This window comes from Mesorhizobium sp. WSM2240 (genome assembly GCF_040438645.1).
GTDB lineage: Bacteria > Pseudomonadota > Alphaproteobacteria > Rhizobiales > Rhizobiaceae > Allomesorhizobium.
This window is the reverse complement of record NZ_CP159253.1, coordinates 2716228-2732740: the sequence shown is the minus strand read 5'-3', so window position 1 is coordinate 2732740 and position 16513 is coordinate 2716228. Positions and strand designations below refer to the sequence as shown.

The 16513-nt window shown below is 63.3% G+C and carries 13 protein-coding genes and 1 tRNA gene; 10 read left to right on the top strand and 4 right to left on the bottom strand.

The window, feature by feature from the left end:
- Window positions 1-3 precede the first annotated feature (3 nt).
- From nuoN to ABVK50_RS13335, 9 genes are all read left to right on the top strand, one after another.
- Window positions 4-1440 carry an NADH-quinone oxidoreductase subunit NuoN gene (nuoN, locus tag ABVK50_RS13375; RefSeq protein WP_353641100.1) on the top strand — a complete coding sequence of 479 codons (1437 nt, stop codon included), beginning with the start codon at window positions 4-6 and terminating at the stop codon, window positions 1438-1440.
- Window positions 1441-2268 (top strand): biotin--[acetyl-CoA-carboxylase] ligase, encoded by an 828-nt coding sequence (locus ABVK50_RS13370; protein WP_353641101.1) that lies wholly within the window; start codon window positions 1441-1443, stop codon window positions 2266-2268.
- 140 nt (window positions 2269-2408) lie between these two features.
- Window positions 2409-4082: a ribonuclease J gene (locus ABVK50_RS13365; RefSeq protein ID WP_353641102.1), complete on the top strand. Its 1674-nt coding sequence runs from the start codon at window positions 2409-2411 to the stop codon at window positions 4080-4082.
- Between the two features lie 157 nt (window positions 4083-4239).
- Window positions 4240-4644: a methylmalonyl-CoA epimerase gene (gene mce, locus ABVK50_RS13360; protein WP_353641103.1), complete on the top strand. Its 405-nt coding sequence runs from the start codon at window positions 4240-4242 to the stop codon at window positions 4642-4644.
- Window positions 4641-4910, top strand: coding sequence for a DUF1467 family protein (locus ABVK50_RS13355; protein WP_353641104.1), 270 nt, complete (start codon window positions 4641-4643; stop codon window positions 4908-4910). The genes mce and ABVK50_RS13355 overlap by 4 nt, the downstream gene beginning before the upstream one ends.
- 152 nt (window positions 4911-5062) lie before the next feature.
- Window positions 5063-6712 (top strand): IS1634 family transposase, encoded by a 1650-nt coding sequence (locus tag ABVK50_RS13350; RefSeq protein WP_353641105.1) that lies wholly within the window; start codon window positions 5063-5065, stop codon window positions 6710-6712.
- A 646-nt stretch (window positions 6713-7358) separates the two neighbouring features.
- Entirely contained in the window at window positions 7359-8684 is a 1326-nt protein-coding gene (proS, locus tag ABVK50_RS13345; RefSeq protein WP_353641106.1) for a proline--tRNA ligase, read from the top strand.
- Window positions 8681-9970: a lipoprotein-releasing ABC transporter permease subunit gene (locus ABVK50_RS13340; RefSeq protein ID WP_353641107.1), complete on the top strand. Its 1290-nt coding sequence runs from the start codon at window positions 8681-8683 to the stop codon at window positions 9968-9970. Before proS ends, ABVK50_RS13340 begins: the two co-directional genes overlap by 4 nt.
- Complete coding sequence (locus ABVK50_RS13335) at window positions 9967-10665, top strand: ABC transporter ATP-binding protein (protein WP_353641108.1); 699 nt, start codon at window positions 9967-9969, stop codon at window positions 10663-10665. The genes ABVK50_RS13340 and ABVK50_RS13335 overlap by 4 nt, the downstream gene beginning before the upstream one ends.
- 278 nt (window positions 10666-10943) lie before the next feature.
- Here ABVK50_RS13335 and ggt read toward each other — a convergent pair whose 3' ends face one another.
- Complete coding sequence (ggt, locus tag ABVK50_RS13330; protein ID WP_353641109.1) at window positions 10944-12710, bottom strand: gamma-glutamyltransferase; 1767 nt, start codon at window positions 12708-12710, stop codon at window positions 10944-10946.
- A 1-nt stretch (window position 12711) separates the two neighbouring features.
- Window positions 12712-13455 (bottom strand): lipoyl(octanoyl) transferase LipB, encoded by a 744-nt coding sequence (gene lipB, locus ABVK50_RS13325; protein WP_353641110.1) that lies wholly within the window; start codon window positions 13453-13455, stop codon window positions 12712-12714.
- A gap of 194 nt (window positions 13456-13649) precedes the next feature.
- Between lipB and ABVK50_RS13320 the strand changes: the two genes are divergently transcribed.
- Window positions 13650-13734 (top strand) — tRNA-Leu (locus ABVK50_RS13320).
- A 354-nt stretch (window positions 13735-14088) separates the two neighbouring features.
- On the opposite strand, the gene ABVK50_RS13315 is transcribed toward ABVK50_RS13320, so the two are convergent.
- Window positions 14089-15585: a calcium-binding protein gene (locus ABVK50_RS13315; RefSeq protein ID WP_353641111.1), complete on the bottom strand. Its 1497-nt coding sequence runs from the start codon at window positions 15583-15585 to the stop codon at window positions 14089-14091.
- Complete coding sequence (locus tag ABVK50_RS13310; RefSeq protein ID WP_353641112.1) at window positions 15582-16355, bottom strand: hypothetical protein; 774 nt, start codon at window positions 16353-16355, stop codon at window positions 15582-15584. The genes ABVK50_RS13315 and ABVK50_RS13310 overlap by 4 nt, the downstream gene beginning before the upstream one ends.
- Between the last annotated feature and the right edge of the window lie 158 nt (window positions 16356-16513).

Below are 16513 nucleotides of genomic sequence, written 5' to 3'. Positions count from 1 at the left end.
CTTATGACGCCGGAACTTTATTCGAGCCTGACGCTGGCCACGCCTGAACTGATCATTGCGGTCGGCGCTCTGGCGCTGCTGATGGTCGGGGTTTATTCGGGACCGCGCGCCAATGCGACGGTGACGGGTCTCGCTGTCGCGATTCTGATCGGCGCAGGCGCCTGGATGCTGCTGTTCGGCGGCGAGGGCAAGGCGTTCGGCAACTCGTTCGTCAGCGATCCGTTCGCCCACTTTATGAAGTTCCTGACGCTGACAGGCTCTGTGGTGACACTGATCATGTCGGTCGGCTTCGCGAAGGCGGAAAAGTTCGACAAGTTCGAATATCCGGTGCTGATCATGCTGGCGACGCTCGGCATGATGCTGATGATCTCCGCCAACGATATGATTGCGCTCTATCTCGGCTTCGAACTGCAGTCGCTGGCGCTCTATGTCGTGGCCGCCATCAATCGCGACAGCCTGCGTTCGACCGAGGCCGGCCTCAAATATTTCGTTCTCGGCGCGCTGTCGTCGGGCATGATGCTCTACGGCATCTCGCTGGTTTACGGCTACACCGGCAACACCGATTTCGACGCCATCGCCGCGGCCTTGGCCGGCGGCGAGCGCCAGCTCGGCCTGGTGTTCGGCCTGGTATTCGTTATGGCCGGCCTGGCCTTCAAGATCTCGGCCGTGCCGTTCCATATGTGGACGCCAGACGTTTACGAAGGTGCGCCGACACCGGTCACCGCGTTCTTCGCGGCCGCGCCGAAAATGGCAGCCATGGCGCTGATGGTGCGCGTGACCGTCGGCGCGTTTGAGCCGATAGCGGCCGACTGGCAGCAGATCGTCGTCTTCATCGCCATCGCCTCGATGGCGCTCGGATCCTTCGCGGCGATCGGCCAGACCAACATCAAGCGCCTGATGGCCTATTCCTCGATCGGCAATGTCGGCTTCGCGCTTGTCGGGCTCGCTGCCAATTCCGAGACCGGCGTGCGGGGCGTCATCATCTATATGGCGATCTACCTGGTGATGACGCTAGGCACCTTCGCCTTCATCCTCGCCATGCGGCGCAAGGACGGCAATGTCGAGCAGATCGGCGATCTTGCCGGCCTGTCCGCGACCAACCCGATGATGGCGACGATCCTGACCATCCTGATGTTCTCCTTGGCCGGCATTCCGCCGCTCGCCGGCTTCTGGGCCAAATGGTACGTTTTCCTGGCGGCCATCGACGCCGGGCTCTATGCGCTGGCGATCATCGGCGTGCTCGCCTCCGTGGTCGGCGCCTACTATTATCTGCGCATCATCAAGATCATGTGGTTCGACGAACCGGTCGGCGGCTTCATGCCGATGGCAGGCGAGTTGCGGCTCGTGCTCGGCGCTTCCGGGGCGTTCGTGCTGTTCTACGTGCTTATCGGCGGGCCCATCGGGCGGGTGGCGCAAGCCGCCGCCAAGACGTTTTTCTAGATGGGATTCGTACTCGCGCCGACCTGCGTTTCAGAAGGCTTCCGGCTCGAAGCCCACGACAAGGTCGGCTCGACCAACGCCATGGCGCTGGAGCGCGCGCGTGAGGGCGATCCCGGCCGGCTCTGGATCGTTTCGAAGCAGCAGGAAAGCGGCCGCGGCCGACGCGGCCGGACCTGGGCGACGCCGCCCGGCAATCTCGCGGCGACGCTGCTCCTCATCACCGGTGGCGATCTTCGCATCGCCGCCACGCTCGGCTTCGTCGCCGGACTGGCGCTAGCCGACGCGCTCAACGCCGTGGTTCCGAACGGCCGGTTTGCGATTGCGCCGGACGGCGGCGGCAGTGCCGGCCGCAACCGCTTCGAGCTGAAATGGCCGAATGACGTGCTCGCCGAAGGCGCCAAGCTCGCGGGCATTCTTCTGGAATCCTCGATGCTCGGGCAGGACCGCTGCGCCATCGCGGTTGGCATCGGCGTCAATGTCGTCGCCTATCCCGAGGACGTGCCATATCCGGCGACCTCGTTGAAGGCGCTTGGCGCGACATGCAACGCCGAAACGCTGTTCCTCCCGCTGTCGGACGCCTGGAGCGAAAATGCGCGGCTCTGGAACGAGGGCAGGGGGCTCACTGAGATCCGCCGGCGCTGGCTTTCCTGTGCGGCGGGGCTCGGCAGCCAGGTCGCCGTGCGCGTAGACGGCAATGTCGTGCGCGGCGTGTTCGAGACGATCGACGAGGATTGCCGCTTCGTGATCCGCGACGATCGCGGTGAGATGTTGAAAATAGCCGCGGGTGACGTGCATTTCGGCGCAGTCGCCTCCGCCGGCGCTGCTTGAAGTAACACACAGGGACAGTTTACTTTTTTCCGCTCGTGCCGGCATTGAAGAGCTTCAGCCATTCTGCGGAAAGAAAGTAAACCGTCCCCGTGCTGCCTGGCTGCGAACGAGGTCGCGGTACGAGAGAAAGAAGAAAAGACATGGCAAGATCCGATAACGCTGAACTCGTCTTCGTACCGCTTGGCGGCGTCGGCGAGATCGGGATGAACTTCGCTCTCTACGGCTATGGCCCAGCCTTGAACCGCGAGTGGATCGTGGTCGATGTCGGCGTGACCTTTCCCGGCCCCGACCTGCCGGGCGTCGATCTGGTGCTGCCCGACACGCGCTTCATCGAAGCAGAGGTCAACAACCTGCGCGGCATCGTCATCACCCATGCGCATGAGGACCATTACGGCGCGCTGCTCGAGCTCTGGCCACGTCTGAAGGCGCCAGTCTGGATGACGCCGTTCGCGGCCGGCCTGCTCGAAGCCAAGCGGCAGGGCGACAATGGCGGCGCGCCAAAAGTGCCGGTGACGATCTACAGGGCCGGCGAAACCTTTACCGTCGGGCCGTTCAGCATCGAGGCGATACCGGTAAGCCATTCGATACCCGAGCCGGTGTCGCTCGCCATCACCTCGCCGCTCGGCACGGTGATCCATACGGGCGACTGGAAACTAGATCCCGCGCCGGAGATCGGCCCGATGACCGACGAGGCGCGGTTCCGTGCGCACGGCGAAAAAGGCGTGCTGGCGCTGGTCTGCGATTCCACCAACGCCATGCGAGAGGGCGAGTCACCGTCGGAGCAGGCGGTGGGGCAGGGGCTGCGGGGCGTGATCGAAAAGGCGCCGGGCCGCGTCGCGGTCACCACCTTCTCGTCCAATGTCGGCCGCGTCCGCTCAATCGCCGAGGCCGCCCGCGATACCGGCCGGCAGGTTCTGGTGCTCGGGCGTTCGCTGAAGCGCATGATCGATGTCGCCAGCGAACTCGGCTACATGGAAGGGCTGCCGGAATTCATCTCTGAAGAGGATTACGGCTTCATTCCGCGCGAAAACCTCGTCATCATCTGCACCGGCAGCCAGGGCGAGGCGCGCGCCGCGCTTGCCAAGCTGGCGCGTGACGAGATGAAAACGGTTGCGCTGTCGCCTGGCGACATCGTCGTCTTTTCATCGCGCACCATCCCGGGCAACGAGAAGGCCATCCTCGAGATCAAGAACCAGCTCATCGAACAGGGCGTCAGGATCATCGAGGATAACGAGGCGCTGGTCCACGTGTCGGGCCATCCCCGCCGCAACGAATTGCGCAAGATGTACGAATGGACGCGGCCAAGGATCGCCGTGCCGGTGCATGGCGAGGCGGCTCATCTCGTCGCCCATGGCGCGCTGGCGAGTGCTGCCGGCGTTCCGGAAGTCGCGCAGGCGCGCAATGGCGACATGTTGCGGCTGGCGCCGGGCGCCGCCGAGATCATCGACCAGGTGCCGTTCGGCCGCGTCTACAAGGACGGCAAGCTGATCGGCGACGACGAGGCGATGGGCATTCGCGACCGACGCAAGCTCTCCTTCGCCGGTCATGTGGCGGTCAATGTCGTGCTCGACGAGCGGTATGAGCTTGCAGGCGACCCGGATCTGGTCGCCATCGGCGTCGCGCTTGCCGATCGCGGCGGCGAGGATCTCGAGGAGATTATGCTGGATGCGGCGATCGGCGCGGTGGACTCCATACCGCGCCAGCGGCGAAAAGACCTCGACCTGGTGCAGGAATCGGTGCGCCGCGCGGTGCGCTCGGCCGCCAATGAAGCGTGGGGCAAGAAGCCGCTGGTGACGGTATTCGTGACGAGATGATTTAGGCAGTAGGGAATAGCCAGTAGGCAGTAGGGAAGATCGGATCGTAGAACAGTCTCTGCTTCCCCCTCGGATCTTGCTTTCTCTATTAGCTACTGCCTACTGCCCATTGCCTACTGCCTGGTCACAGTTTGCGCAGCGTTTACACGGAGTTCTCATGCTCGGCCGCCTGAACCATGTCGCCATCGCCGTGCCGGACCTTGCCGCGGCAAGCGCTGTCTATCGCGACACGCTGGACGCCAAGCTTACCAAGCCTCAGGCGCTGCCCGAGCACGGTGTGACGGTGGTGTTCATCGATACCGGCAACACCAAGGTCGAGTTGCTCGAGCCGCTGGGCGAAAATTCGCCCATCGCAGCCTTTCTGGAAAAGAACCCGGCCGGCGGCATGCATCACATCTGCTATGAGGTCGACGATATAAACGCTGCCCGGGATCGGTTGAAAGCGGCCGGCGCGCGGGTGCTCGGCGACGGCAATCCCAGGATCGGTGCGCATGGCAAGCCTGTGTTGTTCCTGCACCCGAAGGATTTCCTCGGCACGCTGGTGGAACTGGAAGAAGCATGAGCTGGATTTCTGTTGCCGCCATTTATTTCATTATCTGGTGGCTGGTTCTGTTCGCCACGCTGCCGTTCAGCCTGAAGACCCAGGACGATGAAGGCGAGACGGTGCTCGGCACCGTTTCCAGCGCGCCGCAGGGCCCGCATATGCTGCGCGCAATAATCCGCACCACCATCGTTTCGCTGCTGATTTTCGGCGCGTTTTACGTGCTGACCAAGGTCGTCGGCCTCGGCATCGACGACATTCCGCACTTCATGCCTGACCCGACTTGAACAGTTGCCGGCAGATTCCGGCGCATTTTCTGCGTTATCTCGTTGTTTTTGTTGAGGTGGAGCTAGGCGCGGTTTTTAGGCGTAATGCTAAATAATGTCCTGCTTTGAAGCGCGGAGCTTGACGAATCACCGTTTTTGGTAATGCTGATTGCATGTTCGTGCGCGAGAAGAACATCCGCGGCTACACCTACCTCTACCTCGTCGAGAGCGTGCGCGAGGAAGGGCGGATGAAGCAGCGGATCATCCGCAATCTCGGGCGCAAGGAGGCGGTCCTGGCCTCGGGTGATCTCGATCGGCTCGCCTCTTCAGTTGGCCGCTACGCTGAGCGGGCCATGGTCTTGCAGGCCATCGAGCAAAGTTCGACAAGCCTGCACACCCGCCGCATTGGCGCACCGCTGCTGTTCGGCCGGTTGTGGGAGGACACCGGTTGCCGGGCGGTCATCGAAGGGCTGCTGACGGAGCGGAAGTTCGAGTTTGCCGTCGAACGGGCCGTGTTTGCTGCCGTGCTTCACCGCATCATGGCCTCCGGCTCCGACAGGGCCTGCGAGAAGTGGCTCGTCGACTACGACATCCCCGGCGCCGACGATCTTGCCTTGCATCACTTCTACCGGGCCATGGCCTGGCTCGGCGAGGAACTGCCCGAGGCGCGCCAAGCCAATGCGACGCCATTCTCGCCGCGCACTGTGAAGGACGAGATCGAGGAAGCGCTGTTCGCCAGGCGCAAGGATCTCTTCACCGACCTCAGTGTCGTGTTTATGGATACCACCTCGCTCTCCTTCGAAGGCGCCGGCGGCGCCACGCTCGGCGCCCATGGCCATTCCAAGGACCATCGGCCCGATCTCAACCAGATGATCGTCGGCGTGGTGATCGACGGCGAGGGCCGACCCGTCTGCTCGGAGATGTGGCCGGGCAACACCGCCGATGTCAGCGTGCTGATCCCGGTCATCGACCGGCTGCGTCATCGTTTCGGCATCGGCCGGGTCTGCGTCGTCGCCGACCGCGGCATGATTTCCGCTGCCACGATGGCCGCGCTCGAGGAGCGCGGGCTGGAATACGTGCTCGGCGTGCGCGAGAGGACGGACGTCCTGGTGCGCCGTGTCGTGCTCGAGGACGACAAGCGCTTCACGCCTTTGCTGATCGAACGCGCCACCGGCGAGACGCAGCTCTTCGTCAAGGAGGTGACCGTCGAAGGACGGCGCTACATTGTCGCCCGCAATGAAGCCGAGGCGGACAAGGACCGTGCCGATCGTGCCGCGATCGTCGAGGGCCTCGACCGCCAGCTGAAGAAGGGCGACAAGGCGCTTGTCGGCAACTCGGCCTACCGCCGCTATCTGCGCAGCACGAGCCCCGGCGCTTTCGAGATCGATGCCGGCAAGATCGCTGACGAGGCAAGGTATGACGGCATCTTCGTGCTGCGCACCAATGCCAGGATCACGCCGCTGCAGGCCGTCCTGCGATATCGCGACCTCCTCCAGGTGGAGGAGCTGTTCCGCACAGCAAAGGCGCTGATGCGCACCCGGCCGATCTATCATTCCTCCGACGAGGCCATCCGCGGCCATGTGTTCTGTTCGTTTATCGCCCTCGTATTGCGCAAGGAATTGCACAAGCGCTGCGAAGCGGCCGCCATCAAGCCCGAATGGGCCGACGTCCTGCGGGAACTCGACCGCCTACAGACCGGCGTCATCGAGAAGGACGGCAAGGTGATCACCGTTCGCACGCCGGCAACTGGATCTATCGGCAACGTCTTCCGCGCGGCCGGCGTCGCCTTGCCGCCGAACGTGGCCGAAGCACAGGCTGCCTGAGCCGGCTTCGGAACCCTCCCTCGAGCGCTTCGTAGTGCTAACAACCCTGCGCACGCCCTCAACACATTGAAACACCAGCGCTTTCCAATTCGCGGTGTTTAAGTTGGGCCTGAATACGATTAGAGCGCCGCGCGTCCTTTTGGGCACGCAAAGGACGCTCTAAGGCATGATCCCTCTGTGAAACCGATTTGGGTTTCGGGTCATGCGCTGAAGCCGCCTCGCGCGGCTTCTCAGCAAAGGGTCACAAGTTTTTCCGATTGCTCAAAAAAAATGCAAGGCACGAGGCCTTGCAATTGAACGCGTCCGATCTGCTTTCCGGTGTTCCGGCGGCTGCGAATTACCGCGCCTAGATCGCATCCTCCCAAGACTTTGACCGCGTAGGAAGGCAGATTTTGCTCTGCCCTCTCGGTTATCGGGGCACATTAGACCAACCTGCAATAAAATGTCACTAGAAATATTGCGCTGAAACAGCCCTTGATGTGCTGCACTGCACAATAGTTCGGCAGGCCATGCTTGCGAAACGCACAGCGCACGGTTGGCTTCGCGCGCGCGGGTTTCCATCCGGCCTTGAAATGGCTATGAAGCGCATGCAAGCACCGGCCTTGCCGCCGATTCCGGCGTCATTTCTTCACTTCACGGAACCCTCATGCGGCTGTCGCGCTACTTCCTGCCCATCCTCAAAGAAAACCCGCGCGAAGCGGAGATCGTATCGCACAGGCTGATGCTGCGCGCCGGCATGATCCGGCAGCAGGGGGCGGGCAGCTTTTCGTGGCTGCCGATGGGCAAGCGCGTGCTGGACAAGGTCTGCCGCATCATCCGCGAGGAGCAGGATCGCGCCGGCGCGCTCGAAATCCTGATGCCGACGATCCAGTCCGCCGATCTGTGGCGCGAAAGCGGCCGCTATGAGGATTACGGCAAGGAGATGCTGCGTATCAAGGACAGGCACGAGCGCGATATGCTGTTCGGCCCGACCAATGAGGAGATGGTCACGGAGATCTTCCGCTCCTACATCAAATCCTACAAGGACCTGCCGCTGAACCTTTACCACATACAGTGGAAGTTCCGCGACGAAGTGCGGCCGCGCTTCGGCGTGATGCGTTCACGCGAATTCCTGATGAAGGACGCTTATTCCTTCGACCTGGATTTCGAAGGGGCAAAAGCCGCTTACAACCGCATGTTCGTGTCCTACCTTCGCACCTTCACCCGCATGGGCCTGAAGGCCATTCCGATGCGCGCCGACACCGGCCCGATCGGCGGCGATCTCAGCCACGAATTCATCATCCTGGCCGACACCGGCGAAAGCCAGGTCTTTTGTCACCGCGATTATCTCGACCTGGAGGTGCCGGGCGAGGCGACGGATTTTACAAAGGACGACGAGATTGCCGGCATCGTGCGCGACTGGACGACGCCCTATGCGGCGACCGACGAGATGCACGACGAGGCTGCATGGGACAAGATCGGCGAGGGAGACCGGCTTTCGGCCCGCGGCATCGAGGTCGGCCACATCTTCCATTTCGGAGACAAATACTCCAAGCCGATGGGCGCTAAGGTGACCGGCCCCGACGGTAAAGACCACAACGTTTCGATGGGATCCTACGGCATCGGACCGACCCGTCTGATCGCCGCGATCATCGAGGCCAGCCACGACGAGAACGGCATCATCTGGCCGGAATCGGTCGCGCCGTTCGATGTCGGCGTCATCAACATGAAAGTCGGCGACGCCGAATGCGACCGCGTCTGCGACGAGCTCTACCGCAAGCTGACCGCAGCGGGCAAAGATGTGCTCTACGACGACACCGACCAGCGCCCGGGCGGCAAATTCGCCACCGCCGACCTGATCGGGTTGCCCTGGCAGATGATCGTCGGACCGCGCGGCGTTGCTGCCGGCGAGATCGAGATCAAGAACCGCCGCACCGGTGAACGCGAAACGCTGCCGATCGAGGCCGCTGCGAAGCGGCTTGGCGCCGCATGAGCGAGACGGTCGCGACAGCAAAGCCCGCCGGCGCCGGACCGTTCTCGCCGTTCGAGCGCATGGTCGCCTGGCGCTATCTGCGCTCCAAGCGCAAGGAGACGGTGATCTCGGTGATCGCCTCGATCTCCTTCGTCGGCATTATGCTGGGCGTCGCGACGCTGATCATCGTCATGGCGGTCATGAACGGCTTTCGCGCCGAACTGCTGACCCGCATCCTCGGCATCAATGGACATCTGATCGTCCAGCCGGTCGACATGCCGCTCGAGGACTACGCGGAGGTTGCCGGACGGATAAACGGCGTGCCGGGCGTCAAGTACGCGATTCCGCTGATCGACGGACAGGTGCTGTCGTCGGGTGATGCGGGACCTGGAACCGGCGCCCTGGTGCGAGGCATACGCGGCGAGGATCTGGGCAAGATCACGCTGGTGGCAAACAACATCCGCCAAGGCTCCATCGTCGGCTTCGACACAAGCGAGGGTGTGGCGATCGGCAAGCGCATGGCGGACAATCTCGGCCTGGCGCTCGGCGATTCCATCACGCTGGTCTCGCCCGACGGCGACGTGACCCCGTTCGGCACCACGCCGCGCGTCAAAGCCTATCCGGTCGTGGCGATCTTCGAAGTCGGCATGTCGGAATATGACGCCTCGATCATCTTCATGCCGCTTGGCGAGGCGCAGCTCTACTTCAACATGGAGGGGCGCGCGCAGTCGATCGAGATCTTTGTCGACAATCCCGACAACGTCGATGCGCTGAAGGCGCCGGTCGAGGAGGCCGCCCAGCGGCAGATATTCCTGTCCGACTGGCGCCAGCGCAACCAGACCTTCTTTTCGGCGCTGCAGGTCGAGCGCAATGTCATGTTCATGATCCTGACGCTAATCGTTCTGGTTGCGGCGCTGAACATCATTTCCGGTCTCATCATGCTGGTGAAGGACAAGAGCCACGACATAGCCATCCTGCGCACCATGGGGGCGTCACGCGGCGCGGTGATGCGCATCTTCCTGATGACGGGGGCGGCGATCGGCGTTACCGGCACGATTGCGGGCGTCATTCTCGGCATCGTCATCTGCCTCAACGTCGAATCGATCCGGCAACTCTTCTCCTGGATGTCGGGCACGGTGCTGTTCAATCCCGAGCTCTATTTCCTGAGCAAGCTGCCGGCCAAGATGGATCCGGGCGAGACGTTTTCCGTCGTCCTGATGGCGCTGGTCCTGTCGTTCCTGGCGACGCTGTTTCCGGCATGGCGCGCGGCCAAGCTCGATCCTGTCGAGGCGCTGCGTTACGAATGACAAGCGGCAATCGCTCCGGCGACATCATTATCGAGCTGAAAGGCGTCGAGCGGCACTATGTGCAGGGCCCGCGCAAGCTCACCATCCTGAACGGCGTGGATTTTTCGCTGAAGCGGGGCGAAATGGTGGCGCTTGTCGCGCCGTCGGGCACCGGCAAATCAACGCTGCTGCACACTGCCGGCCTTCTGGAACGTCCCGACGCCGGCGACGTCATCCTGGCGGGCAGGGCCTGCGGCCGTCTGTCGGACGACGACCGCACGGCCATCCGCCGCAACGACATCGGCTTCGTCTACCAGTTCCACCATCTGCTGCCGGAGTTCTCGGCTCTCGAAAACATCATGATGCCGCAACTGGTCAAAGGGTTGGCGGCTTCCGAAGCGAGCGAGAGGGCCAACCAGCTGCTCGACTACATGCAGATAGGCAATCGCGGCCATCACCGCCCGTCGGAACTGTCGGGCGGCGAACAGCAGCGTGTGGCGATTGCCCGCGCCGTGGCCAACGCCCCGCTTGTGCTGCTTGCCGATGAGCCGACCGGCAACCTCGACCCGGTGACCGCGTCCTATGTGTTCGAGGCGCTGGCGGCGCTTGTCCGGCAGTCCGGCCTTGCCGCGCTGATTGCCACGCACAATCATGAACTTGCGCGGCGCATGGACCGGCGCGTCACGCTGGAAGAGGGCAAGGTCGTTCCTCTCTGAGGCTCTGCCGCGCTCTCGCAGACCGTCTACCACCCTTTACCTTTCATTTACCCTCGCGCTTTTCGGCGTGCGTGGGTATTTGACTTTTGAATAAAAAGAGAACAAATTGCGAACATACCGAAAACAGGAGGGAATCATGACCGATTTGGTTCAAGACGTGGTCTCGCTGGTTTGCATGAGCACATTTCTGATTTCGATGGCCGTATGGATCGGCGCGCTCTGAGATCGCCTGTTCTCGGCGGCGACTGCCGGGTCGCCGCCGCTTGCTGCTCCGGCGCTCAGTCGCCGAGGGCGACGCCTTCGCGGCGCGGATCGGCTCCGCCGGTCAATCCAGAAGGCTGGATAGCGACGCCGTGCAGGCCGGAATTCAGGTCCTTTACGGCGACCTTGTAGCCGAGCGCCTCGAGGTCAGCGGCCAGCCCTTCGGCGGCGGTCCCCTTTTCGAGATCGTAGGGGCCGAACCTGTTGACGAGATGCGGCATCGAGATCGCAGCCTGCATGTCCATCTTCCAGTCGATCAGCCCGATCAGCGTGGTGGCGACATAGGAGATGATGCTCGAGCCGCCTGGCGAACCGAGCGCGAAGACCGGCTTGCCGTCCTTGAGCACGATGGTCGGCGACATTGATGAGCGCGGCCGTTTGCCGGGCTCGACGCGGTTGGCGACGTTGTCGCCATCCTCTACGGGCGCGAAGGAGAAGTCGGTGAGCTCGTTGTTGAGCAGGAAGCCGCCTGTCATCAGTCGTGCGCCAAAACCGTTCTCGATGGTCGTGGTCATGGAGGCGATATTGCCGGCCGCGTCGACGATCACGAAATGCGATGTCGAAGGCATTTCGAAAGAGACGCCGTCGATGCGGAGTTCGGCTTTCTGCCATGCCGGTTCGCCGGCCTTGGCTTCATCCTCGCCCAGCGCCGTCGGGCGGCGGAGCAATTCGGAACGCGCCTTGAGGTAGGCGGGGTCGAGCAGGCCCTCTGGGATCGAGACGAAATCGCTGTCGGCGACGTAGCGACCGCGATCGGCGAAGGCGAGGCGGGTGGCGTCGCCGATCAGCCGCCAGGCTTCGGGGTCGTCCTTGCCGAGGGTGGCGATGTCGAACGGCTCGAGCAGTCCGAGAATCTGGCCGACGGCGATCGCGCCGGAGGAGGGCGGTCCCATGCCGCAGACTTCGTGGCCGCGATAGGGCGCGCAGACCGCCGGCCTCTCCTTGACTTTGTAGACGGCCATGTCGTCGAGGGTCAGCAGCCCGGGATTGGTCGGGTGCGAGCGAACCGTCTCGACGATCTTCGCCGCGATCGGACCATTGTAGAAGACGTCCGCACCCTCCGCCGCCACGGCCCTGAGCGTCGCGGCATAGTCCGGATTGCGCAAGAGATGCCCGGCAGGCAAAGGCGATCCGTCCGGCGCGAAGAAATAGGCGCGTGCGCCCGGATCCTCGTCGAGCCGTTCACCCTCGTTGGCGACCAATGCGGCAAGGCGAGGGGAAATGGCGAAGCCTTCTTCGGCATGCTTGATCGCCGGCTCGAACAGCGACTGCCAAGGACGCGTGCCGTAGCGCCGGTGGACGGTTTCGAGCAGACGCGGAACGCCGGGGACGCCGACCGAACGGCCGCCGACCACTGCGTCCATAAATTCCAGCGGCTTGCCGTCATCGCCGAGGAAAAGATCCGGCGTTGCCGCGGCCGGCGCGGTCTCGCGACCATCAAAGGTGGTGAGTTCGCCGCTCTTGCCGTCATACCAGACGAGGAAGGCGCCGCCGCCCATGCCGGAAGATTGCGGTTCGACGAGCCCGAGCACCGTCTGCACCGCCACCAGTGCATCGGCCGCGTTGCCGCCGGCGCGCAGCACCTTGAGTCCTGCCTCGGCCGCCAGCGGGTTGGCGGCGACGACCATCTGGCTCTTGGCCGTAACCGTCGGCTTTGCTTCAACCCCGGTCTTGGCTTCCGGCGCCACCGTATCGGCCGCCTGCTGCGCCGAGGCCGGCCCGGCAAGCAGCAAGGCCAGGGCGAGCGCTCGCCACAAGGCGCTCCCGAAAACTCCTCCATTCATGTCATGCGCTCCTTCTGTGCTGCGCCCCCGCAACATCCAGAACCGGCCCGAACACCTCGACAAAGGCGGCCTTCAGCGCCAGGTCGAGATCGGCCATCGTCACCGGCAGGCCGAGATCAACGAGACTGGTCACGCCGTGGTCGGCCACACCGCAAGGCACGATGCCGGTGAAATGCGAAAGATCGGGTTCGACATTGATGGCGATGCCGTGAAAGCTGACCCAGCGCCGCAGCCTGATGCCGATCGCTGCGATCTTTTCCTCGGCGGCCGATCCGTCGGGCATGACCGGCCGCTCCGGCCGCACCACCCAGACCCCGACGCGATCCTCTCGTCGCTCGCCGCGCACGTTGAATGCCGCCAGCGCGGCGATGATCCAATCCTCCAGCGCCGCGACAAAGGCGCGGACATCCTCGCGACGGCGCTTCAGGTCGAGCATGACATAGGCCACCCGCTGGCCGGGCCCATGATAGGTGTATTCGCCTCCGCGGCCGGCGTTGAACACCGGAAAGCGATCGGGTTCGACCAGATCCTCGACACGCGCCGAGGTGCCGGCCGTGTAGAGCGGCGGGTGTTCGACGAGCCAGACCAGTTCGCCTTCCGCGCCGTCGCGGATCGCGGCGGCGCGGGCCTCCATCACCGCCAGCGCTTCCGCGTATCCGGTAAGGCCGGGCTCGATTCGCCATTCGACCGGCGCGGAACCCGGCGCGGGCAGGAACGATCCGGTTATCTGGCTGCGTTCTGACATGAGGCTCTCGCTTGGCCTGCATCATATGGCGGCAAGCGCTGAAAAGGTCCAGTTTTGTTGTGGGCCAGAGCGGTTGGCGAAACGCTTTCGGCGCCGTGTTTTTCTGTGCCGAATAATGCGGTTGACGCACTTGTTTCGCCGGAAACGATTTGCTACATGCCGCTGGCCGGTTCCGACCGGTTCTTTCGTGACGTGCGGTCGTGGCGGAATTGGTAGACGCGCAGCGTTGAGGTCGCTGTGGGGCAACCCGTGGAAGTTCGAGTCTTCTCGACCGCACCAGGAAACATTGATAACGCATTGATTTTGCCGACATAATTGTTGGCAGCAATTTCACCCGAATACTGGTCTGACAGTGCGTACCTGCTGAAGGTTTGGCGCGGAACGCTGCGCACTAGCTGCGCGGTCGACCATTGGTTGCTTCCTGCAGTTGACCTCTTGTGGCGTCAGCTCGCACCGCCTCGGAATTTGGGCGGGTTGAGGTCGAACCGGGGCGGTATGAGGTAACCCTGTCCCTAACAAGGGGCGGCGGGTTTTTGCGTTTCAGCTACGGCGGGATGTGTATCCGAAAGTCTGGCCGGAAGAGCCCGATGATCGGACTCTTCCGGAAGGCTCAGACGATGAAGTCGGTGCCGGTCATGAAGTTTGTGCCGTCTGCATGTCGGCCGCGGCGTCGCCGTTCACATCGGCGTCGATGATCACGTTGCCGCTGTAATTTGTATAGCGAAGCTGGCCGGCCACGCCCGAAAATGCGGCGCTGCCGATGAAAGAAAACGCCTGGTTGCCGCCGACGAGAGTGTTGGCGTCGATGGTCGCGAGATCGATGCGGTCGAAGCCGTGGGCGAAGCCGCCGACAATGGAATCGCGAAGTGCTGGTCCAGCCGGGCTGTCGGAAACGGCATCGAAATCGAACCGATCGTTTCCAGTGCCGCCATTGAGACTATCGCTGCCGGCGCCACCGATCAGCGTGTCGTTGCCGGCCCCGCCGTTCAGCGTATCGTTGCCGGCGCCGCCGACCATGTAGTCGTTTCCGCCGCCGCCGCTGAGCACGTTATTGCCGGAATTGCCCACCAGCGTGTTGTTCAGCGCGTTGCCAGTACCATTGATGTTGCCAGAGCTCTGCAGTTCCAGCCGCTCGACATTGGCGGCCAGCGTCCAGTTGATATAGGAGCGCACGGTGTCCGTACCGCCGCCGGCATTCTCGATGGTGCTGTCGCCCGCTGCGGCGACGACGAATATGTCGTTGCCGAGGCCGCCAACCATGAAGTCGTTGCCGGCCCCGCCATTGAGCAGGTTGTTGCCGGAATTGCCGACCAGGGTATTGTTCAGCGCGTTGCCAGTGCCGTTGATGTTGCCAGAGCTCTGCAGTTCGAGCCGTTCGACATTGTTGGCCAAGACCCAGTCGATGTAGGAGCGAACCGTGTCGGTGCCGCCGCCGGCATTCTCGATGGTGCTGTCGCCCGCTGCGGCGACGACGAATATGTCGTTGCCGAGGCCGCCCACCATGAAGTCGTTGCCGGCCCCGCCATTGAGGACGTCATTGTCATTGCCGCCGAACAGCCTGTCGTTGCCTGCTCCGCCGTTCAGGATATCGTTCCCGCCGTCGCCGTTGATGAGATCGTCGCCGCCGAGGCCCGAGAGGGTGTCGTTGCCGCCACCGCCATTGATGCGGTCAGCGAAGCTGCCGCCATGCCAGACATCCTCGCCCACGGTGCCGATGAACACGGTCGGATCGATGATCTGCGCCCGGACGCCGATCCCGGAGCCGTCGCCGGGATCGAAGGAATGCCACGTCACGACAAAGCGACCGTCGGCCAGCGCCGTGACCGACGGTCTGAATTGACCGTCCGCTGTCGTCGAATTGACGATGAAGTCGTCGCCGGCGGTGCTGCCGTCGGCATTGAAGAGGCGGGCGCGGATGCAGCTTCCGGAGCCGTCGCCGGGATCGCTGGAGGTCCACGTCACCACGAAGCGGCCGTCGGCCAGCGCCGTGACCGATGGAGAATCTTGATTATTATCTGTCGTCGAATTAACGACGAAGTCGTTGCGGGCGGCGGTTCCATTGGCGTTGTAGACGCGGCCCCGGATGCAGGTCCCTGAGCCGTCGCCAGGGTCGGCGGAGGTCCACGTCACCACGAAGCGGCCGTCGGCCAGCGCCGTGACCGATGGAGAGGAATGCTCTCTGTGGTCGAATTGACGATGAAATCGTTGCCGGCGGCGGTTCCATTGGCGTTGTAGACGCGGCCCCGGATGCAGAGCCCCGAGCCGTCGCCGGCGTCTTCTGAAACCCACGTCACTACGAAGCGGCCGTCGGCCAGCGTCGTGATCGAGGGGCTGAATTGACCGTTATCTGTCGTCGAATTGACGATGAAGTCGTTGCCGGCGGCGGTTCCATTGGCGTTGTAGACGCGGCCCCGGACGCAGGCCCCGGAGCCGTCGCCGGTGTCGTCGGACTCCCAGGTCACGACGAAGCGGCCATCGGCCAGTGCCGTGACCGAGGGGTTGAATTGACCGTCCGCTGTCGTTGGATTGACGATGAAGTCGTTGCCGGCAGCGCTGCCGTCGGCGTTGTGGAGGCGCGCGCGGATGCAACTCCCGGAGCCGTCGCCGGCGTCTCCGGACTCCCAGGTCACCACGAAGCGGCCGCCGGCCAGCGCCGTGATCGACGGATTGACCTGAGCACTCTCCGTCGTCGAATTGACGATGAAGTCGTTGCCTGCAGCAGAGCCGTCGGCGTTGTAGACACGGGCGCGAATGCAGCTCCCCGAGCCGTCGCCGGAGTCGCTGGAGGTCCACGTCGCCACGAAGCGGCCATCAGCCAGCGCCGCGATCGATGGAGAACCTTGATTATTATCTGTCGTCGAATTGACGATGAAGTCTTGTCCGTTGCGTCCGATGGGCATGGTGATCTCTCTTTGGTTGTGCCTGCTGAAACACGCTGGCAAGTTTTCAAATATGCGTATGGAAGGCTGCGGCGGCTGACAGCCGGGCGCGGCGTTGTGTTGGATGACTGAATTGGTCGGGAGCCTGCCGGGCCTCGCGGCGCTTAATCGCGGCTATC